This is a genomic window from Protaetiibacter sp. SSC-01 (genome assembly GCF_014483895.1).
Classification (GTDB): domain Bacteria; phylum Actinomycetota; class Actinomycetes; order Actinomycetales; family Microbacteriaceae; genus Homoserinibacter.
In genome coordinates, this window is the sequence record NZ_CP059987.1 from 1188509 (window position 1) to 1207323 (window position 18815).

Sequence of the window (18815 nt, forward strand, 5' to 3'; positions counted from 1 at the left end):
CTCACGCGGCGGGCTCGACCTCCGGCAGCAGGTCCTCCTCGACGTCGGCGAACGCGAGCTTCGGCACGAAGAACAGCAGCACCATCGCGACGAGCGCGCCGCCGCCGCAGATCGCCCACACGGTCATGTAGCCCGCGAGGGGCGCGACGGTCGTCTCCGCGACATCCGCCGCGGCCGTCACGAGCACGACGCCGAACACGGCCGACGCGAACGCGCCGCCGATCGTCTTCGTCGTGTTCGTCATGCCGGATGCGACACCCGTCTGGCCCTGCGGCGCTGCGGCCGCCGCGGCCGCGGGGAGCGCCGCGACGAGGGCGCCCGAGCCGAGGCCCGCGACGACCATGTTCGCGATGACCTGCCACACCTCGAGGTGGAAGGGCAGGAAGGCGAGGTAGCCGACGGCGACGAAGGCCGTCGCGACGATGAGGGCGAGGCGCGGGGCGACGCGGCGCGAGATGGCCGCGAACAGCAGCGCGCCGATGATCATCGCGACGAGGTAGGCGCCCACGAGGTAGGAGCGGGTGTCCTCGTCGAGCCCGAGGCCGTATCCGTGCACCTCGGGGTCGGTCGCGGAGTAGGTGAGGAGCGGCGCCTGCGCGCCGAGCACGCTGATGCCGAAGAGGCCCGCCGTGACGAGCACGGGCCACATCGCGGGCTGCCGCATGACGCGCAGGTCGATCGCGGGGTCGGGGTGCCGCAGCTCCCAGCGGGCAAAGGCGTAGAGCACGGCGCCGCCGACGACGACCGCGACGGCGAGCGCGATGACGCGCGCCTCCATGAGGATCTCGACGTCGCCGATCGTCGAGATGCGCAGGAAGACGAGGCCCGCGGTGATCGTGAGCAGGCCCACCGTGAGCAGCGCGAAGCCCACGCCGTCGAGGCTGCGGCGGCCCTGCGGTTCCGACTCGGGAACTCCGAAGAGGATCGCGAAGAACACGAGCGTCACGGCGATCGCGGGTACGAAGAGGGTGAGCATGAGGTCGCCGTCGACCGCGCGGAGCACGCGGCTCGCGCCGAGCGCGCCGATGATGGCGCCCGCCTCGAGCGCGACCACGAGGAAGCCCGCGGCGCGGCGGGTCTGCGAGCGGCCCGAACCGCTGCGGCGCCCGCGGTCGAAGATGAGCGCGACCTCGAGCGGCAGCCACACGACGTAGAACGCCTGCAGCGACCACGCGAGCAGGAACGAGGTGAAGTCGCCCGCGACGGCGAGCCACCACGTGGCGCCGGCCGTGAGCGCGGTCGTGACGAGCAGCATCCGCTTGTGCCCGTACATGTCGCCGAGCTTCGAGAAGATCGGCACGACGATCGCCGAGAGCAGCAGCTGCGCGGCCTCGAACCAGTTGAAGTCGCCGTCGTGGATCTCGAGGTGGCTCACGATGTTCGGGATGAGGGGCACGTAGAACCCCTGCAGGATGCCGCTCGTGAGCTCGACGAGGAACAGGTAGCCGATGAGAGAGAACGTGATCGCACCGGTCGTGCGGGCTCGGGTCGCCATGATCGGATGCTAGACCCCGCGGAGGGTCGGTACCGTTGAGGCATGGCGGATGCGGAGCGCGAGATCCTCGACTGGGAGCTGTTCGGGCGCGCGTCGCGCGAGCTCGCGGAGACGATCGCCGCCGACAGGTTCCGCCCGGATGCGATCGTCGCGATCGCGCGCGGCGGACTCCCGCTCGCGGGTGCGCTCGGCTACGCCCTCGACGTCAAGATGCTCGGCAGCCTCAACGTCGAGTTCTACACGGGCGTCGAGACGCGGCTCGACGAGCCCGTGCTGCTGCCGCCGACGCTCGACCAGGAGTCGCTCGTCGGCAAGCGCATCCTGCTCGCCGACGACGTCGCCGACTCGGGTCGCACGCTCGCGCTCGTGCTGCAGCTGCTGCAGGCGGGCGGGGGAGAGGTGCGCACGGTGTGCCTCTACGCGAAGCCCGGAACGGTGCACGAGCCGCACTACACGTGGCGGCGCACCGACCGCTGGATCATGTTCCCCTGGAGCTCGGCGGGTCCCGTGGCCTTCCCCGACGACACCGACGGCGCCGCCGGGGCCGAAGCGGCAGAGGGCGCCGCGTGAGCGTGCACCTCGTGGGCGGCGGATGGTCGCCGGGCGGCGACCCGGAGGTCACGTCGGTCTTCCTCGCCGAGGCTGCCGCGCGCGCCGCGGTGAGCGGGCGCCTCGTGCCGCGCGTCGGCGTGCTCATCGTCGTCGACGACGACACCCCGTCAGAGGAGTACCGCGCGGGCTACCCCGAGTCGTTCCGCCGCGTCGCCGCGTGCGAGCCCGTCGTGACGATCGTCCCGTCGGGGGAGACGTTCCCCGCGAGCGTGCTCACGGGCATCGACGGCCTCGTCATCGGGGGCGGCCTGACGCCCGCCTACCTCGCGGCGGTCGACCCGCTCGTGGAGGAGATCCGGCTGCTCGTCGCCGACGGCCTCCCGTACCTGGGCTTCTCGGCGGGCGCGATGATCGCCGCCGACCGCGCGATCGTGGGCGGCTGGCGCATCAACGGCATCGCCGTGTGCCCCGAGGAGACGGCGGAGGACCTCGACGAGGTCACCGTCGTCGAAGGCCTCGGCCTCGTCGACCTCGCCGTCGACGTGCATGCCGCGCAGTGGGGCACGCTCAGCCGCCTCGTCGCGGCCACCGAGGCGGGGCTCGTCGACGGCGGCGTCGCGATCGACGAGAAGACGGCGCTCGTCGTGGGCGACGACGGCTTCGCGGTGTTCGGCGAGGGCAGCGTATGGCAGGTGCTCGACGAGCCCGCGGGCGTCATCGTGGGCACGCTCGGCGCATGACGCCGCCCCGCCCCCTCTCCGAGCTCGTCGACCGGGGCTGGGCCGCGGCGCTCGAGCCCGTCGCACCCCAGATCGCGCGGATGGGCGAGCTGCTGCGCGCGGAGGTCGCCGAGGGCCGCCCTTACCTGCCGGCCGGGCCGAACGTGCTGCGCGCGTTCACGCATCCGTTCGACGACGTGCGTGTGCTCATCGTCGGCCAGGACCCGTACCCGACCCCGGGGCATCCGATCGGACTGTCGTTCGCCGTCGAGCGCGACGTGCGGCCCCTCCCGAAGAGCCTGCAGAACATCTACAAGGAGCTCGCCTCCGACATCGGCGTGACGCCGCCCGAGCACGGCGACCTCTCGGGGTGGAGCGGCCAGGGCGTCATGCTGCTCAACCGCGTGCTCACGGTGCGCGCGGGCGCATCCGGATCCCACCGCGGGATGGGGTGGGAGGCCGTGACCGAGCACGCCATCCGCGCCCTCGTCGCGCGACACGCCCCGCTCGTGGCCATCCTGTGGGGCCGCGACGCGGGAACGCTGCGACCGCTGCTCGGCGAGACGCCCGTCATCGCCTCGGCGCATCCGAGCCCGCTCTCGGCGCACAACGGCTTCTGGGGCTCGCGGCCGTTCAGCCGCGCGAACGAGCTGCTCGCGGCGGCCGGCGCGCAGCCCGTGAACTGGGACCTGCGCGCGCTCGACGTCGTCTTACCCGCCTGAGCGACGTGCCGCCTCCGCCAGAAGGGGGAGGCGCGCGGATGCGGGTCTCGATAGCGTGGGCGCCATGGCCGGGCCTGTCATCGAGATCCAATCCCTGACCAAGCGTTTCGGCGGCACGACAGCCGTCGACGATCTGAGCTTCCGCGTCGAACCCGGCGTCGTGACGGGCTTCCTCGGCCCGAACGGCGCGGGCAAGACCACGACGCTGCGTTCGCTCGTCGGCCTCGTGAGCCCGACGAGCGGGCGCGCGACCTTCGACGGCCGCAGCTACCACGAGCTCGAGTCGCCGCTGCGCACGGTCGGCACCGCGCTCGAGGCGGCGAGCTTCCACCCCGGGCGCACGGGCCGCGACCACCTGCGTGTCATGGGCGCCGCCGCGGGCATCCCGACCGGCCGGGTCGACGAGGTGCTCGCGTGGGTCGGACTCGCGGATGCCGGCCGCCGTCGCGTGGGCGGCTACTCGCTCGGCATGCGGCAGCGTCTCGGGCTCGCGGCCGCCCTGCTCGGAGACCCGGGGGCGCTCGTGCTCGACGAGCCCATCAACGGCCTCGACCCCGAGGGCATCCGCTGGATCCGCGTCTTCCTGCGCGACCTCGCGGCGCAGGGGCGCACGGTGCTCGTGTCGTCGCACCTGCTGAGCGAGGTGCAGCAGACCGTCGACCGGGTCGTCATCATCTCGCACGGCAAGCTCGCCTACGAGGGCACGCTCGACGGGCTCGAGAACGGGGGCACGACAGCACGCGTGCACGTGGACGCGGCCGACCGCGAAGCCCTCGCGCGCGCGTTGCAGGCGGCGGGGGCGCACGTCGACGCGGCCGCGGACGGCCTGCACGTGACCGGGCTCGACGCCGACGCGATCGGCCGGGCCGCGCTCGCCGCGGGCGTGCCCTTGCGATTGCTCGTGCCGCAACGGGAGGGGCTCGAGAACGTGTTCCTCGGGATCGTCGGCGAGGGGGAGATCCGCTGATGCTGCGTTCACTGCACTCCGAGCTGCTCAAGATCGCGACGACGCGCGCGTGGTGGCTGCTCGCGCTCATCCTCTTCGTCTGGACCGGCTTCAACGCGGGCGTCATCGCGGCGCTCGGCGGCGTGCTCGTCGAGGAGTCGGGCGGCATGATCGGCGAGGGCTCGATCCCGCCGCTCGTCTACAGCACCGCGACGTCCGTCGGCTACGTGTTCCCGCTGCTGTTCGGCGCGCTCGCCTCCACCTCCGAGGCCCGCCACCAGACGCTCACCCCGACCTTCCTCGCGACGCCCCGCCGCGGCATCGTGCTCGGCGGCAAGATCGGCGCGGGCATCGTGTGGGGTGCCGTCTTCGGCATCGTCGGCCTCGTGGCCGCCGCGGGGCTCGGCGGGCTCATCCTGCAGCTCGTGGGCGTCGACCCGGGCTTCGGCTCGAGCGACACGTGGGCGCTCATCGGGCGCGCGCTCCTCGCGATGGCGCTGTGGGCGGTCATCGGCGTCGGGCTCGGCGTGCTCATGCCGAACCAGGTCGCCGTCATCGTGACGGTGCTCGCCTTCACGCAGTTCCTCGAGCCGCTCCTGCGCCTCGGGACCTCGTTCTGGGAGTGGACCGCCGCGGTGGGCCGCTTCCTGCCGGGCGCCGCGACCGACGCGCTCGTCGGCTCGAGCATCTACTCGCTCGTCGCCGGCGGTGCCGCGGACGCCCTCGAATGGTGGCAAGGTGGACTCGTGCTCGCGGGCTACGCCGCGCTGTTCCTCGCGATCGGCGGGCTCACGACGTGGCGCCGTGACGTGACCTGACGCTCGAGGAGGCGGGATGCTCGAAGAGGAATACAACCCGAGACGTCAGCTGCCGCCCCACCTGCGCAAGAAGCCGGACCCCGAGCCCGACTTCTCGTTCACGATCCGCGACGCGACCGAGCAGGACCTGCCCGACATCCGGGAGATCTACAACCACTACGTGGCCAACTCGACGGTGACGTTCGACGAGGAGCCGCAGACCCTGCGGGAGCTGCGCTCCAAGTTCCGCCACAACGAGAAGCTCGGCTACCCGTGGCTCGTCGCGGTGTCGCCCTCGGGCCAGATCCTCGGCTACGCGAACGCGTCGCCGTGGAAGCAGAAGGCCGCCTACCGCTACACGGTCGAGAACTCGATCTACCTCGGCCCGGCGTCCACGGGCAAGGGCCTCGGGAAGGCGCTCATGGCCGAGTTCCTGACGCGCGCCAAGGATGCGGGCATCAAGGAGGTCATCGCCGTGATCGCCGACAAGGGCGCGGAGGCGTCGATCGCCATGCACCGGTCGTTCGGCTTCAAGGAGATCGGGCACATGGGCAAGGTGGGCTTCAAGTTCGACCGCTGGCTCGGCACCGTGCTCCTGCAGAAGAGCCTCAAGTGAGCGCACTGCAGCTGCGGCTCGTGCTCGAGACCGACGATATCGACGCCGCGCTCGCCTTCTACCGCGACGCCCTCGGGCTGCCGGTGCAGGAGGCCTACGAGGCCGAGGGCGATGCGCGCGTCGTGATTCTCGGCATCCCGTCGGCGACCCTCGAGATCGCGAACCGCTCGCAGATCGACTACATCGACCGTGTCGAGGTGGGCCGTCCCGCTGCGCACGCCTACCCGCTCACGATGCGGGTCGCGCTCGAGGTGGCGGATGCGGGGGCGGCGACGGATGCGGCGGTCGCCGGGGGTGCGCAGCTCGTGGCCCCGCCGACCGAGACGCCCTGGCGCTCGCTCAACGCGCGCCTCGAGGGCCCGGACGGGGTCGCCCTCACCCTGTTCCAGGAGCTGGAGCAGAGCGAGGGCGACGGGGCCTGAGCGGTCAGCTGCGCGGGGTGGCCCTCCGCAGCAGCAGGTGGCCGAGGCCGGCGGCGAGCACAGCGGGCACGAGGAGGCAGCTCGCGACGCCGAGCGTGCCGAGCTCGACGACGCCCTCCCAGAAGGCGGGCCAGCTGCTCGTGAAGGTCAGCAGTGCGACGCCCGCGACCACGAGCACGCCCAGCACGAGCAGTGCTGTGGTGAGACCGACGGCCTTCCAGCGCACGAACACGGCCGCGAAGATCATGCCCGTGAAGAAGAAGAACACGAACCAGCAGAAGTAGATCCACCACTGGGCGAGCCAGCCGGCGTCGGTCGCGAAATAGAACGAGCCGAAGAAGCTCCCTCGCACACCCCAGCCGCCGGTGAGCTGCTCGAGCCACCGACCGACCGTCATGACGAGCGCGTAGCCCGCCGAGAGCATGAGGAAGGTCAGCCCGGCTCCTGTGCTGAACGCCCTCCGCGTGGAGCCGTAGCCGAGCGCGAGCGGGAACGCGAGGTTCACGGCCTGCACCGCGACGACGAGCATGTAGAAGAAGATCCACGCGCTCGCGCCGTTGTACTGGATGCCCTCGGCCGCGTCCGCGGCGTCCGACGGAGACACCGAGGCCATGATCATCCACCAGATGAACCAGGTGCCCAGGAAGATGAGCCCGAGGATGAGCAGCGGCATCCCGATCGTCGTGGCCGGGTTGGCCGTGAGCAGGCGCACGATGCGCCAGATGCGCGTGCCCGGTGAGGCGGGCGAGTGGGTGGTGGTCGTGACGGCGGTCATGCGACTTCTCCGTTCGTGCGATCGGCGGTCTCGCCGGTGGTCGTGCGGATGACGAGCTGCTGGAGCGAGACGGGCGCGAGCTCGAGCCCCGCCTCACGGGCCGCGGCCCGGCCGGCCTCGTCGAGGCCCGCGATGGTGGCGGTTGCGAGGCCGCCGAGGGCGCTGCGGTGCAGCACCTCGCGGCCCGAGGTGAAGGACTCGACGGCGCCGCGCGCCCCCACGACGTCGATCGCCGATCCGCGCAGGTCGTCGGCATCCGCGTCGATGATGATGCGGCCCTCGTCGATGACGACGACGTGCTCGAGCAGGTTCGAGACCTCGTCGATCAGGTGCGTCGAGAGCACCACGGTGCGGGGGTGCTCGGCGAAGTCGGCGAGCAGCGTGTCGTAGAACAGCTGGCGGGCGACGGCGTCGAGGCCGAGGTAGGGCTCGTCGAAGAACGTCAGCGGGGCGCGGCTCGCGAGGCCGACGATGACGCCGACCGCCGAGAGCTGTCCGCGGGAGAGCTTCTTGACCCGCCGGTTCACGGGGAGGCGGAAGCGCTCCACGAGGTCGTCCGCGAAGTCCTCGTCCCACTCGGGGAAGAACCACGGGGCGCTGCGCAGCACGTGCTTGACGCGGAAGTCGTCGGGGTAGCGCTGGCTCTCCTTGATGAAGCACACGCGGTCGAGCACGCGGGCGTTCTCGACGGGGGACTCGCCGAAGACCTCGACCGTCCCCGCGTTCGCGAACTCCTGCCCCGTGAGCAGCTGCATGAGGGTCGTCTTGCCGGCGCCGTTGCGTCCGAGGAGGCCGTGGATGCGGTTCTCCTCGAGCGCGAAGCTCGCGTCGGCGACGGCGCGTACGGTGTTGGCACCGTGGCCGTAGGTCTTGCCGAGTCCTTCGACGCGGATCACCGTGCTCATCGTCCGTCCTCCCGGATCATGGTGGCGAGCTGGTCGGGCGTGATCCCGAGCCGCTCGGCTTCGGTCAGCAGGGGAGCGAGGTACTGCTCCCGGAATCGATCGCGGCGCTGGGCCACGAGGCGGGCGCGCGCGCCCTCGGCGACGAACATGCCGATGCCTCTCTTCTTGTAGAGGACCCCCTGGTCCACGAGCAGGTTGACGCCCTTCGCGGCCGTGGCCGGATTGATGCGCAGGAACGCGGCGAGCTCGTTGGTGGAGGGGACCTGGGTCTCTTCCGGGAGGCGGCCCGCGACGATGTCGTCCTCGAGCTGTTCCGCGATCTGCAGGAAGATCGGGCGGCTGTCGTCCACGTGCGGCTCCCAGTTGGTGGGTGGGTTCATTACTTGAGTAACTAACCAACCATCTGACGCGGCGGATGTCAAGTCCGGCGTCGGCCTACGCTCGGGAGGGTGTTCGAACTCCACCACCTCACCGCCGTCGAGCAGCTGGACTGGCTGCGCCGCGGCGAGGTGACCGCGCGTGAGCTCGTCGAGCACTACCTCGCCCGCATAGCGCGGCTCGACCCCGAGCTCGGCGCGTTCGCGCTCGTGGATGCGGATGCCGCCCTCCGCCGGTCGGACGAGGTCGCGGCGCTCCCGCACGCGCTCGCCCTGTGGGGCCTCCCGCTCGCCGACAAGGCGCTCCTCGCGCGGGCCGGGCGCGAGACGACGTTCGGCTCGCGCGCCTTCGCGGGCTTCGTGCCCGAGGAGAGCGACGAGCTCGTGAGCGTGCTCGACGGTGCGGGCGCGGTGAGCCTCGGGGCGACCGCGTCTCCCGAGTTCGGCTTCCCGAGCTACACCGAACCCCTCGCCGGGCGACCGGCGCGGAACCCCTACGACCTCGCGCTCGGCGCGGGCGGCTCGAGCGGCGGGGCCGCCGTCGCGGTCGCCGCGGGCCTGCTTCCCGTCGCGCCCGGCTCCGACGGCGGAGGATCGATCCGCATCCCCGCGGCTGCGACGGGGCTCGTGGGGCTCAAGCCGTCGCGCGGGCGCGTGCCCGCGGCATCCGGGTTCTCGTCGCTTGCGGGGCTCGTGCAGGCGGGGCCGCTCGCGCGGACCGTCGCGGATGCGGGCCTGCTGCTCGACGCGCTCGCCGCGCCACCCGGCACACGGGCCTCGTGGGCCACCGTTCCCCCCAACGAGGGCGGCGACGGGCCGTTCCTCGCGGCCGCGACGCGCGGTGAGGGGCGGTTCCAGCTCGCGGTGACGTTCGACTCGCCGTGGGCGACCGCGTACGAGCTGACGATCGACCCCGGGGCGCGCGCGGCCGTCGAGCTCGCGCTCGCCGAGCTCGACGCGCTCGGCCACGGCGTCGAGGAGCTGCGCGTGCCCGACGAGCCGGGCTATGCATCCGCGTTCCGCGCGATCTGGCAGGCCGGGGCTGCGACCCTTCCGCTCGACGACGACAGACTCGCGCTCGTCGAGCCGCTCACGCGCTGGCTCGTGGACCAGGGGCGCGCGCTCGGCGCGCGCGAGCTGGGGGAGGCCCTCGACTGGCTCGCGGGGTTCGAGCGCCGCACGATCGCGCGGTTCGCGCCCTACGACGCCGTCGTCACGCCCGCCCTCGCGCTCACGCCCCGGCCGGTGGGCTGGTACGACGCGGACGACGGCGAGGAGAACTTCGCGCAGCAGGTGCGCTACACGCCGTTCACGAGCTTCGTGAACGTGTCGGGGCTGCCGGCGATCACGCTGCCGGTCTCCGTGACCGACGACGGGCTGCCGATGGGCGTGCAGCTCGTGGGGCGTCCGGGTGGGGAGCGGACGCTGCTCGCGATCGGCGCGCAGCTCGAGCGGCGGCTCGGCTGGCAGCGCCGGCATCCGCCCGCCTGGAGCGCGTGAGGTGGAAGCCTCGGCGGACTTGCAGCCACGTTAGGTAAGGCTGACCTATACTGATGGCGATGCTCCTCTCCGACGTGCTCCCCGCCACCATCGCCTGGAACCCCAGCCAGGGCGACTCGGTGCTGCTCGGGGCCGTCGACGCCGACCTCGCGATCGTCGAGACCGTGCTCGCCACGCTCCCCGCGAAGGCCCGCGGCCAGGTGTTCGTGGAGGTCGCCGACGAGGCGGCCGTCCGCACCATCGCGGCCCCCGGTCGCGTGTGCGTCACGTGGCTGCGCCGCGACCTCGGCCAGAGCCTGCGCTCGGCCCTCGACGCGTGGCTCTCGGAAATGCTCCCCGTCGAGGCTGAGCGCGAGCACCAGGTGTACGCGTGGATCTCGGGCGACCGGGCCGCCCACTCGCTCACCTCGTACTGAGCCGAACCGAGGACGGCCGCGTCATCCGTCGGATTCGACGTGGCTGTCGAGTGCGGGGCCGGGGCGCAGCACGCCGTTGACGATCGCGGTGATCGCGAACTCGCTCGCCTCGCCGAGATCGATCGAATCGGGATCGAGCAGCCACTGGAGCTGCAGCCCGTCCATGACCGCGAGGATCGAGGCGCTCGCCGTTGCGATCGTCGAGCGATCGGTGATGCCCTCGTGAGCGCACAATTCCTCGAACGCCGCTCGTACTTCGCCGCGAAGGGTGCGGAACCGATTCTGGAAGTACTCGCGTGCGGGGTGGTCGTCGGTCACCGACTCGGATGAGAGCACGGCGTAGACCTGCACGATGCCGGGACGGAGAGCATTCGCGTACGCCGTGCGCACGAGGTGACGGAAGAGCTCCGGTCCGCCCGGGATGTGCTGGTCGACGAGCTCCGCCACGTCCGACTCGTCGCGATAGGTGAGCACTTCGAGCAGCAGCTTCTGTTTCGAGCCGAAGTGATGGAGCACGCCCGCGTGCGTCATGCCGACCTGCTCCGCGATATCCGCGAGGGTGCCGTTGGTCGACCCCTTCGCACCGAACGTCTCGATCGCGGCCTGCAGGATCTCGGTGCGCTTGCGTGCTGTCTCGGGTCGGCTCCGCGTCGCGCCGGTGCTGCTTCGCGTCAACGGAACCCTCCTCGCACGCCGGTCTTGCCACCGGACTTTCCGGTCTGTAACCTTAGCGCGTCAGTTTACTTACTAAGTGGTAAGTAAGGTGCAACCCCGCCCAAGGAGAAGCAATGAAGCTCAGAAAGTCCTTGATCGCCGTCGGTGCGATCCTCACCCTCGGTGCCACAGCCCTCGCCGGATGCTCCGCAAGTACGGACTCGGGATCGGCGGGCGGCGCAGCCCTCACGATCGCCAAGCCCGACGGCGCGATCACCACCGAGTCGCACAACCCGTTCCTCGGTGACTCGTCGGCGTCGAAGTACGGCTACGCGAAGGTCATCTTCGAGCCCCTCGCGCTCGTCAACCCGACTGGCGACCTCGGCACGACGCCGTGGCTCGCCGAGTCCGTCGAATGGAACGACGACTACACCCAGCTGACGGTCGTGCCGCGCAGCGGCGTGAAGTGGAGCGACGGCGAGGACTTCACCGCCGACGACATCGTCTTCACCTTCGACATGCTGAAGACCGGCAAGCTGACCGACGGCGGCGCGCTCAAGGTCGCCGACGTGACGACCGACGGCGACAGCGTCGTCATCAGCTTCGACGGCTCGAAGTACACGGCGCAGTCGCGCGTGCTGCACACCGCGATCGTGCCGGAGCACATCTGGGCGGACATCGACGACCCCAACGCCGACCCTCTCACCGGCGAGGGGATGGCCGTCGGCACGGGTCCGTACGTGCTCGACAGCTGGACGACCGAGTCTGTCACCCTCACGGCCAACCCCGACTACTGGGGCGGCGACCTCGCCGTGCCGGAGCTGCACTACGTCTCCTACGGCGACAACGCCGCCCTCACGACGGCTCTGTCCTCGGGCGAGGCCGACTGGGCGCAGGCGTTCATCCCGCAGATCGAAAGCAGCTACCTCGCCGCCGACGAGGACAACCAGTTCCTGGCCTCCCCGACCCTCGGTTCCGGGACGCTCTTCCTGAACCTGCAGGCCAAGCCGTTCGACAACGTCGCGCTGCGCCAGGCGCTCGCCTGGACGATCGACCGCGACGCGTACGTCGACATCGCCCGCGAGGGCGCCAGCACGCCGATCTGGAGCAAGACCGGCCTGAGCGAGCTCCTCGACGACGAGATCCTTCCGGAGTACAAGGACGACACGTACTCGGTGGACGTCGACAAGGCCAAGCAGATCCTCACCGACGCGGGCTACTCGTGGGCCGACGGCAAGCTCATCGACCCCGACGGCGAGGCCGTCAGCTTCTCGATCTCCGTGCCCGCCGGTTGGAGCGACTGGAACACCGAGCAGGCGCTCATCGCCGAGGAGCTCAAGGAGGGTCTCGGCATCGAGGTCAAGATCGACCAGCCCGACTGGGGCGGCTGGGACGCCGCGCGCCAGGAGGGCACCTTCCAGGCGATCATCCACTGGCTCGAGGACACCGGCAACGCGTACGGCCTCTACACCTCGACGATGGACCCCAAGTGGATCGTCGACGGGAAGGCGCAGTTCGACTTCGGTCGCTTCGACGACCCGAAGGTGACGGCGGCACTGAACGAGTACGCCAACGCGTCGGACGACGCGAGCCGTCAGGCTGCGCTCGCCGTCGTGCAGAAGGCGTTCGTGGACAACGTGCCCGCCATCCCGCTGGGGTCGCACCCGCTGCTCGGCGAGTTCAACACCCGCAACTACGTCGGGTGGCCGTCGGAGGACGACCTCTACGCGTCCGCCGACCCGACGCAGCCGGGCATCGTCCAGATCCTCACCAAGCTCAAGCCCGCCGAATGAGGATGTCGCACGGGGCGGCCGCTGTGCGTGCAGCCGCCCCGTGCGCACGAGAGACGAAAGCAACACCGACGATGCACGAACCCCTCCTCACCGTGCGCGACTTCTCGGTCGTGTACGACGTCGACCCGCCCGTCGCGGCCGTCAGAGACGTCACCCTCGAGCTCCACCGAGGTGAGATCCTCGGACTCGCCGGCGAGAGCGGATGCGGCAAGACGACTCTCGCCTACGGAGTGCAGCGGCTGCTCAAAGCCCCCGCAGTGATCACGAGCGGCTCCGTCGTCTTCCACGACGCATCCGGCACCGACATCGACGTGAACGCGCTCGACGCCGAGCAGATGCGCCGGTTCCGCTGGGACAAGATCTCGATGGTCTTCCAGGGCGCGATGAACGCCCTCAACCCCGTCGCCCCGATCGGGCGCCAGCTCGAGGACGTCTTCGAGGTGCACCGTCCCGGGATGCCGCGGGCGACGCGCCGCGCGGAGGTCGCCGAGCTGCTCGAGATCGTCAAGGTGGGCGCGGCCCGTGCCCGATCCTTCCCGCACGAGCTCTCGGGCGGGATGCGGCAGCGCGTCATGATCGCCATGGCGCTCGCGCTGCGGCCGCAGCTCATGGTCATGGACGAGCCGACCACGGCGCTCGACGTGCTCGTGCAGCGCGAGATCCTGCGACAGATCTCGCAACTGCGGCACGAGTTCGGGTTCTCGGTGATCTTCATCACCCACGACCTCCCGCTGCTGCTCGAGATCAGCGACCGCATCGCGATCATGCGCGAGGGGGAGATCGTCGAGCTCGACACGGCTGAGCGCATCTGGGCCGAACCGCGGGACGAGTACACGAAGACGCTGCTGTCGTCGTTCCCCCGGCTCACGGGGGAGAGAGGGGTCGTAGCGCGATGACCGTGCTCGAGTTCGACCACGTCACCAAGATCTACAACGTGCGTGGCGCCGGCCAGATGAAGGCGCTCGACGACGTGAGCTTCACCCTCGAGTCGGGCCGCACGCTCGGCCTCGTCGGGCAGTCCGGCAGCGGCAAGTCGACGATCGCGAAGATCCTCACGCAGCTCGAGACGCCGACGACAGGACGGGTGCTGCTCGACGGCGCGCCGATCCCGCGCCGCGGCAAGGCGCTGCGCCGCTATCGGCAGCAGCTGCGGATGGTCTTCCAGGATCCCTTCGCGTCCCTGAACCCGTACCACTCGATCCGCTACCACCTGGAGCGTCCGCTGCGGCTCGACGCCGTCGTGCCGCGCGATCAGGTCGAGACCGAGGTGCGTCGCCTGCTGGAGCGCGTGCGCCTCGACGCGGATGCCGTGATCGAGCGCCGCCCGCACGAGCTGTCCGGCGGCCAGCGACAGCGAGTCGCGATCGCCCGGGCGCTGGCGTCGCGCCCCCGGCTGCTCGTGGCCGATGAGCCGGTGTCGATGCTCGACGTGTCGATCCGACTCGGCGTGCTGCGCCTGCTCGCCGAGCTGCAGCGCGAGGAGGGGCTCGGGGTGCTCTACATCACCCACGACCTGGCCACGGCGCGCCACTTCAGCGACGACATCATGGTGCTCAACCAGGGCAGGGTCGTCGAGCACGGCCCGGCCGACGACGTGATCCTCAATCCGCAGGACCCCTACACGCGGGAGCTGCGCGCGGCGTCCCCGGACCCCGAGAGGCACTTCGCCGCCACGGGCCGCATCGAAGGAGGCAGCCGATGACCGCGGTCCAGCCCACGCTCGCCGAGACCGGGCCCGACGCGCTCGAGGTCGGCACGACCGCGACGAACACCACGAAGGGGCGCGGCCGCATCCCGTGGCGCTTCCTCGGGGGCCGCGCCGCGTTCTACCTCTTCACCTTGTGGGCGGCGATCACGATCAACTTCTTCCTGCCGCGCCTCATGAAGGGTGACGCGGTCGACCAGTTCCTCGCCCGCAACCGCAACGTGAGCCCCGAGGCGGCGGAGGCGCTCCGCGCGCTCCTCGGTCTCGATACCGACAAGTCGCTCGTCGAGCAGTACATCGACTACTGGGCGCATCTGGTGCGGGGCGACCTCGGGGTCTCGCTCCTGCACGGGCTGCGCCCCGTGACCGAGGTGGTCGGCCAGGCCCTCCCGTGGACGGTCGGCCTCGTCGGCTTCGCGACGATCGTCGCGTTCACGATCGGCACCGTGGGCGGCGCGATCATCGGCTGGCGCCGCGGCAGCAGGCTCGACGTCTTCATCCCGATCACGACGTTCCTCAACACCATCCCGTACTTCTGGCTCGGGATGCTCGCGATCGCCGCGTTCTCCGTCAACCTGCGGTGGTTCCCCATCGGCAAGGCCTACGGGGTCGGCGTGCGGCCGGAGTGGTCCTTCGAGTTCATCGGGCAGGTCGTGCACCACGGCACGCTCCCGGTGCTGACGATCGTCGTCGCATCCCTCGGCGGATGGATGCTCGGTATGCGCAACATGATGCTCACGGTGCTCGACGAGGACTACATCACCGTCGCGCAGGCGAAGGGCATGCCGAACCGCCGTGTGCTGTGGGGGTATGCCGCACGCAACGCCGTGCTGCCGCAGATCCAGAGCTTCGCGCTCTCGCTCGGATTCGTCGTCGGCGGGACCATCGTGATGGAGATGGTGTTCAGCTATCCCGGCATCGGAAAGCTGCTGCTCGACGCCACGAATGCGAAGGACTACGCGCTCATGCAGGGCGTGTTCCTCGTCATCACGCTCTCCGTGCTCATCGCCAACGTGCTCGCCGACATCGCCTACGCGTTCCTCGACCCGCGCACCCGTCAGACCGAGGCCTGAACCATGACCGACAAGAGATCCGAGGGGCGTCGCGCGGCCAACGCGCCCGAGACCTTCCTGCTGCGCACCGTGACCTCCCGCAGCGGCGAGCGCGACACGGGCTGGTGGGCGCGTCTCGGTTCCGCGTTCGCCATGTTCCGCAACGGCAAGTCGGTCACGGGACTCGCCATCCTCGCGTTCTTCGTGCTCGTCGCGATCTTCGCCGACGTGCTCGCCCCGTACTCGCCGACGAAGATCGACCCGACCCAGCGCCTCCGTCCGCCGTCGCCCGAGCACTGGCTCGGCACGACCCACATCGGCGAGGACGTGCTGAGCCAGGTGATCCACGGCACCCGCGGCGTCATCGTGGTCGGCTTCCTCGCGGCGGCGATCGCGACGGTCATCGCGATCACGGTCGGCGTCATCGCCGGCTACCTCTCGGGCTGGAAGAGCGAGGCCCTCTCGGCCCTCACCAACGTCTTCCTCGTCATCCCGGGCATCCCGCTCATCATCGTCGTTGCGTCGATCTTCGAGGACCCGCCCCTGTGGGCGATCGCGACCGTGCTCGGACTCATCGGCTGGGCCTGGGGCGCGCGCGTGCTGCGTGCCCAGACGATGTCGCTGCGCAATCGGGACTTCGTGCTCGCGGCGCGCGCGAACGGCGAGCCGCTGCGGCGCATCATCCTCGTCGAGATGCTGCCGAACCTGCTCGCGCTCATCGCCGCGAGCTTCGTGGGCACCGTGACCGCGGCGATCCTCGGGCTCACGACGCTCGCCTACATCGGCGTCATCCCGGTGACGGCCTACAACTGGGGCACGATCCTCAACTGGGCCTCGGCGCAGGGCGCGTTCCAGCAGAATCAGTGGTGGTGGTACCTGCCGCCGGGTCTCTGCATCGCCCTCATCGGCGTCGCGCTGTCGCTCATCAACTTCGGCATCGACGAGTACGTCAACCCCCGCCTGCGCTCGGCGGGGGAGCGCGCTCGCGCCATGCGGACGAAGGGGCTCGACGTCAACGACGCCGTGACCGCCGTCCGCACCGACCTCTCCATCCCCACCGACGACCCCGAGCCCACCGACACCGCGGCGACCCGCGAGAAGGCCACCGCATGACCGAGCCGTACCGCGATCCGACCCTCTCGACGTCGGAGCGCGTCGCCGACCTGCTCTCGCGCATGAGCATCGAGGAGAAGGTCGGGCAGATGCTCCAGCTCGACGCGCGCGGCGATCTGATCGACGTGGTGCGCACACGACATGCGGGGTCGATCCTGCATACCTCGCCCGAACGCATCCTCGAGGCGCGACGGCTGACGCTCGAGACTCGCCTGCGGATCCCGCTCCTCGTGGCCGAGGACTGCATCCACGGCCACTCCTTCTGGCCGGGGGCGACGATCTTCCCGACGCAGCTCGGCATGGCCGCCTCGTGGGACCCCGAGCTGCTCGAGCGCGTCGCCCGCGTGACGGCGATCGAGGTGGCGGCGACCGGCATCCACTGGACGTTCTCGCCCGTGCTGTGCATCGCGCGCGACCTGCGCTGGGGCCGCGTCGACGAGACGTTCGGCGAAGATCCCCACCTCATCGGGGAGTACGCCTCCGCGATGGTGCGCGGGTACCAGGGCGACGGGCTCTCCGACGAGACGGCGATCCTCGCGACCGCGAAGCACTTCGCGGGCTACAGCGAGACGCAGGGCGGGCGGGACGCATCCGAGGCCGACATCTCGCGTCGCAAGCTGCGCTCGTGGTTCCTGCCGCCGTTCGAGCGCGTCGCGCGTGAGGGGTGCCGCACATTCATGCTCGGATACCAGACGACCGACGGCGTGCCCATCGTCGTCAACGACTGGCTGCTGAGCGACGTGCTCAAGAACGAGTGGAGCTACTCGGGCGTGCTCGTCACCGACTGGGACAACGTGGGCCGGATGGTGTGGGAGCAGCGCGTGCAGCCCGACTACGCCCACGCGGCGGCCGCTGCGACGCGAGCGGGCAACGACATGATCATGACGACGCCGAGGTTCTTCGAGGGCGCCCTCGAGGCCGTCGAGCGCGGGATGCTCGCGGAGGACGCCTTCGACGCCGCCGTCGCGCGCATCCTCGCCCTCAAGTTCGACCTCGGTCTCTTCGAGGATCCCCGGCTGCCGCGCGCGGGTCATGAGTCGATCGTCGGCCAGGCGGCGCACGCCGAGCTCAACCTCGAGACCGCACGGCGTTCGATCGTGCTGCTCGAGAACGACGGCACGCTCCCCCTCGGGGTGGAAGCGGGTGCCGCGGGCGCGGCGTCCCGACCGCTGCGGATCGCGGTCGCGGGCCCTCTCGCCGATGACGCGCAGTACCAGCTCGGCGACTGGGCGGGCGGATCCGGGCAGGCGGGCTGGCTCGACGGCCAGCCGCGGGAGATGATCACGACCGTGCTCGACGGGCTGCGCGAGCTCACTCCCGAGGGGTCGCACGTGAGCTACGCCCGCGGGGCCGACATCCTGACGCTCGAACCGCATCCGGACGGCCCGTTCTTCCCCGACGGCCAGCCCCGGCCGCCCGTCGTGCGGGCGTGCCCGCCCGACGAGGCGCTCATCGCCGCGGCCGTCGAGCACGCCCGCGACGCGGATGCCGTGGTCGCCGTCGTGGGCGACCACATCGAGCTCGTGGGAGAGGGGCGCTCGACCGCGACGCTCGAGCTGCTGGGCGGCCAGATCGCACTGCTCGACGCGCTCATCGCGACGGGCACCCCCGTGATCGTCGTGCTGATCGCCTCCAAGCCGCTCGTGCTGCCGGCGTCCGTCGAACGGGCGGCCGCGGTCGTGTGGGCGGCCAATCCGGGCATGCAGGGCGGGCGCGCGATCGCAGAGATCGTGCTCGGCCACGTCGAGCCCTCGGGTCGCCTCCCGATCTCGTTCGCCCGCCACGTGGGTCAGCAGCCGACCTACTACAACCAGATCCGCGGGCAGCACGGCGACCGCTACGCCGACCTCACCCAGTCGCCCGCCTGGGCGTTCGGGGAGGGGCGCTCCTTCACGAGCGTGGCGTACTCCGACCTCCGCCTCTCGGGCGCCGAGTTCGGCGCGGACGACACGGTCGTCGCCGAGGTGACGGTGGCCAACACGGGAACGCGTCCCGTGCGCGAGACCGTGCAGCTCTACCTGCGCGACGACGTGACGAGCGCGAGCTGGGCCGACAAGGAGCTCAAGGGCTACCGCCAGGTGACGCTCGAGCCGGGCGCATCCGAGCATGTGCGACTCGAGCTGCGGGTCTCCGACTGCACGATCGTCGACGCGCGGGGTGAGCGGGTCGTCGAGCCGGGGGAGTTCGACGTGCTCGTCGGTCCGTCGTCGCGTGACGAGGTGCTGCTCGCGGCGCGCTTCAGCGTCCGCTAGCCGC

General features: G+C 70.9%; 20 protein-coding genes. 15 read left to right on the forward strand and 5 right to left on the reverse strand.

Annotated elements, in window-relative coordinates; translation table 11 throughout:
* Position 1 precedes the first annotated feature (1 nt).
* Positions 2-1495: an MFS transporter gene (locus tag H4J02_RS05625; RefSeq protein WP_187676106.1), complete on the reverse strand. Its 1494-nt coding sequence runs from the start codon at positions 1493-1495 to the stop codon at positions 2-4.
* Positions 1496-1537: 42 nt separating this feature from the next.
* Here H4J02_RS05625 and H4J02_RS05630 point away from each other — a divergent pair, with 42 nt between their 5' ends.
* From H4J02_RS05630 to H4J02_RS05660, 7 genes are all read left to right on the forward strand, one after another.
* Complete coding sequence (locus H4J02_RS05630) at positions 1538-2065, forward strand: phosphoribosyltransferase (RefSeq protein WP_187676107.1); 528 nt, start codon at positions 1538-1540, stop codon at positions 2063-2065.
* On the forward strand, positions 2062-2787 hold the full coding sequence (locus H4J02_RS05635; RefSeq protein ID WP_187676108.1) for a Type 1 glutamine amidotransferase-like domain-containing protein: 726 nt from the start codon (positions 2062-2064) through the stop codon (positions 2785-2787). Before H4J02_RS05630 ends, H4J02_RS05635 begins: the two co-directional genes overlap by 4 nt.
* On the forward strand, positions 2784-3488 hold the full coding sequence (locus tag H4J02_RS05640; RefSeq protein ID WP_187676109.1) for a uracil-DNA glycosylase: 705 nt from the start codon (positions 2784-2786) through the stop codon (positions 3486-3488). Before H4J02_RS05635 ends, H4J02_RS05640 begins: the two co-directional genes overlap by 4 nt.
* A gap of 64 nt (positions 3489-3552) precedes the next feature.
* Positions 3553-4455: an ABC transporter ATP-binding protein gene (locus H4J02_RS05645; protein WP_187676110.1), complete on the forward strand. Its 903-nt coding sequence runs from the start codon at positions 3553-3555 to the stop codon at positions 4453-4455.
* Positions 4455-5252, forward strand: a complete 798-nt coding sequence (locus H4J02_RS05650; RefSeq protein ID WP_187676111.1) for an ABC transporter permease — start codon at positions 4455-4457, stop codon at positions 5250-5252. The genes H4J02_RS05645 and H4J02_RS05650 overlap by 1 nt, the downstream gene beginning before the upstream one ends.
* Before the next feature lie 16 nt (positions 5253-5268).
* Positions 5269-5847 carry a GNAT family N-acetyltransferase gene (locus H4J02_RS05655; RefSeq protein ID WP_187676112.1) on the forward strand — a complete coding sequence of 193 codons (579 nt, stop codon included), beginning with the start codon at positions 5269-5271 and terminating at the stop codon, positions 5845-5847.
* Positions 5844-6269, forward strand: a complete 426-nt coding sequence (locus tag H4J02_RS05660; protein ID WP_222942216.1) for a VOC family protein — start codon at positions 5844-5846, stop codon at positions 6267-6269. The genes H4J02_RS05655 and H4J02_RS05660 overlap by 4 nt, the downstream gene beginning before the upstream one ends.
* Positions 6270-6273: 4 nt before the next feature.
* Here the strand turns inward: H4J02_RS05660 and H4J02_RS05665 are convergent, their stop codons facing one another.
* The 3 genes from H4J02_RS05665 to H4J02_RS05675 are packed head-to-tail and all read right to left on the reverse strand — an operon-like array spanning position 6274 to position 8329.
* Positions 6274-7044, reverse strand: coding sequence for an ABC transporter permease (locus H4J02_RS05665; RefSeq protein WP_187676113.1), 771 nt, complete (start codon positions 7042-7044; stop codon positions 6274-6276).
* A complete protein-coding gene (locus tag H4J02_RS05670) occupies positions 7041-7949 on the reverse strand; it encodes an ABC transporter ATP-binding protein (protein WP_187676114.1) in 909 nt (302 codons plus the stop codon). Before H4J02_RS05670 ends, H4J02_RS05665 begins: the two co-directional genes overlap by 4 nt.
* Positions 7946-8329, reverse strand: a complete 384-nt coding sequence (locus H4J02_RS05675) for a GntR family transcriptional regulator (RefSeq protein ID WP_187676115.1) — start codon at positions 8327-8329, stop codon at positions 7946-7948. Before H4J02_RS05675 ends, H4J02_RS05670 begins: the two co-directional genes overlap by 4 nt.
* 69 nt (positions 8330-8398) lie before the next feature.
* On the opposite strand from H4J02_RS05675, the gene H4J02_RS05680 reads away from it, so the two are divergent.
* On the forward strand, positions 8399-9826 hold the full coding sequence (locus tag H4J02_RS05680) for an amidase (protein ID WP_187676116.1): 1428 nt from the start codon (positions 8399-8401) through the stop codon (positions 9824-9826).
* Between the two features lie 59 nt (positions 9827-9885).
* On the forward strand, positions 9886-10242 hold the full coding sequence (locus tag H4J02_RS05685; RefSeq protein WP_187676117.1) for an SIP domain-containing protein: 357 nt from the start codon (positions 9886-9888) through the stop codon (positions 10240-10242).
* Between the two features lie 21 nt (positions 10243-10263).
* On the opposite strand, the gene H4J02_RS05690 is transcribed toward H4J02_RS05685, so the two are convergent.
* Entirely contained in the window at positions 10264-10917 is a 654-nt protein-coding gene (locus H4J02_RS05690; RefSeq protein ID WP_187676118.1) for a TetR/AcrR family transcriptional regulator, read from the reverse strand.
* Between the two features lie 113 nt (positions 10918-11030).
* On the opposite strand from H4J02_RS05690, the gene H4J02_RS05695 reads away from it, so the two are divergent.
* From H4J02_RS05695 to H4J02_RS05720, 6 genes are all read left to right on the forward strand, one after another.
* A complete protein-coding gene (locus tag H4J02_RS05695) occupies positions 11031-12689 on the forward strand; it encodes an ABC transporter substrate-binding protein (protein ID WP_187676119.1) in 1659 nt (552 codons plus the stop codon).
* A 71-nt stretch (positions 12690-12760) separates the two neighbouring features.
* Positions 12761-13585, forward strand: a complete 825-nt coding sequence (locus H4J02_RS05700; protein ID WP_187676120.1) for an ABC transporter ATP-binding protein — start codon at positions 12761-12763, stop codon at positions 13583-13585.
* Positions 13582-14391 carry an ABC transporter ATP-binding protein gene (locus H4J02_RS05705; protein WP_187676121.1) on the forward strand — a complete coding sequence of 270 codons (810 nt, stop codon included), beginning with the start codon at positions 13582-13584 and terminating at the stop codon, positions 14389-14391. The genes H4J02_RS05700 and H4J02_RS05705 overlap by 4 nt, the downstream gene beginning before the upstream one ends.
* A complete protein-coding gene (locus tag H4J02_RS05710) occupies positions 14388-15467 on the forward strand; it encodes an ABC transporter permease (RefSeq protein WP_187676122.1) in 1080 nt (359 codons plus the stop codon). Before H4J02_RS05705 ends, H4J02_RS05710 begins: the two co-directional genes overlap by 4 nt.
* 132 nt (positions 15468-15599) lie before the next feature.
* Complete coding sequence (locus tag H4J02_RS05715) at positions 15600-16559, forward strand: ABC transporter permease (RefSeq protein WP_262406264.1); 960 nt, start codon at positions 15600-15602, stop codon at positions 16557-16559.
* Positions 16556-18811, forward strand: coding sequence for a glycoside hydrolase family 3 N-terminal domain-containing protein (locus H4J02_RS05720; protein ID WP_187676124.1), 2256 nt, complete (start codon positions 16556-16558; stop codon positions 18809-18811). Before H4J02_RS05715 ends, H4J02_RS05720 begins: the two co-directional genes overlap by 4 nt.
* The last annotated feature ends 4 nt before the right edge of the window (positions 18812-18815 follow it).

Bases quoted from the DNA above. Each gene is read 5' to 3' on its own strand.
- H4J02_RS05625 (WP_187676106.1), bottom strand. From the start codon at position 1,495: ATGGCGACCCGAGCCCGCACGACCGGTGCGATCACGTTCTCTCTCATC.
- H4J02_RS05630 (WP_187676107.1), top strand. From the start codon at position 1,538: ATGGCGGATGCGGAGCGCGAGATCCTCGACTGGGAGCTGTTCGGGCGC.
- H4J02_RS05640 (WP_187676109.1), top strand. From the start codon at position 2,784: ATGACGCCGCCCCGCCCCCTCTCCGAGCTCGTCGACCGGGGCTGGGCC.
- H4J02_RS05645 (WP_187676110.1), top strand. From the start codon at position 3,553: ATGGCCGGGCCTGTCATCGAGATCCAATCCCTGACCAAGCGTTTCGGC.
- H4J02_RS05650 (WP_187676111.1), top strand. From the start codon at position 4,455: ATGCTGCGTTCACTGCACTCCGAGCTGCTCAAGATCGCGACGACGCGC.
- H4J02_RS05655 (WP_187676112.1), top strand. From the start codon at position 5,269: ATGCTCGAAGAGGAATACAACCCGAGACGTCAGCTGCCGCCCCACCTG.
- H4J02_RS05665 (WP_187676113.1), bottom strand. From the start codon at position 7,044: ATGACCGCCGTCACGACCACCACCCACTCGCCCGCCTCACCGGGCACG.
- H4J02_RS05670 (WP_187676114.1), bottom strand. From the start codon at position 7,949: ATGAGCACGGTGATCCGCGTCGAAGGACTCGGCAAGACCTACGGCCAC.
- H4J02_RS05675 (WP_187676115.1), bottom strand. From the start codon at position 8,329: ATGAACCCACCCACCAACTGGGAGCCGCACGTGGACGACAGCCGCCCG.
- H4J02_RS05685 (WP_187676117.1), top strand. From the start codon at position 9,886: ATGCTCCTCTCCGACGTGCTCCCCGCCACCATCGCCTGGAACCCCAGC.
- H4J02_RS05695 (WP_187676119.1), top strand. From the start codon at position 11,031: ATGAAGCTCAGAAAGTCCTTGATCGCCGTCGGTGCGATCCTCACCCTC.
- H4J02_RS05700 (WP_187676120.1), top strand. From the start codon at position 12,761: ATGCACGAACCCCTCCTCACCGTGCGCGACTTCTCGGTCGTGTACGAC.
- H4J02_RS05705 (WP_187676121.1), top strand. From the start codon at position 13,582: ATGACCGTGCTCGAGTTCGACCACGTCACCAAGATCTACAACGTGCGT.
- H4J02_RS05710 (WP_187676122.1), top strand. From the start codon at position 14,388: ATGACCGCGGTCCAGCCCACGCTCGCCGAGACCGGGCCCGACGCGCTC.
- H4J02_RS05715 (WP_262406264.1), top strand. From the start codon at position 15,600: ATGTTCCGCAACGGCAAGTCGGTCACGGGACTCGCCATCCTCGCGTTC.
- H4J02_RS05720 (WP_187676124.1), top strand. From the start codon at position 16,556: ATGACCGAGCCGTACCGCGATCCGACCCTCTCGACGTCGGAGCGCGTC.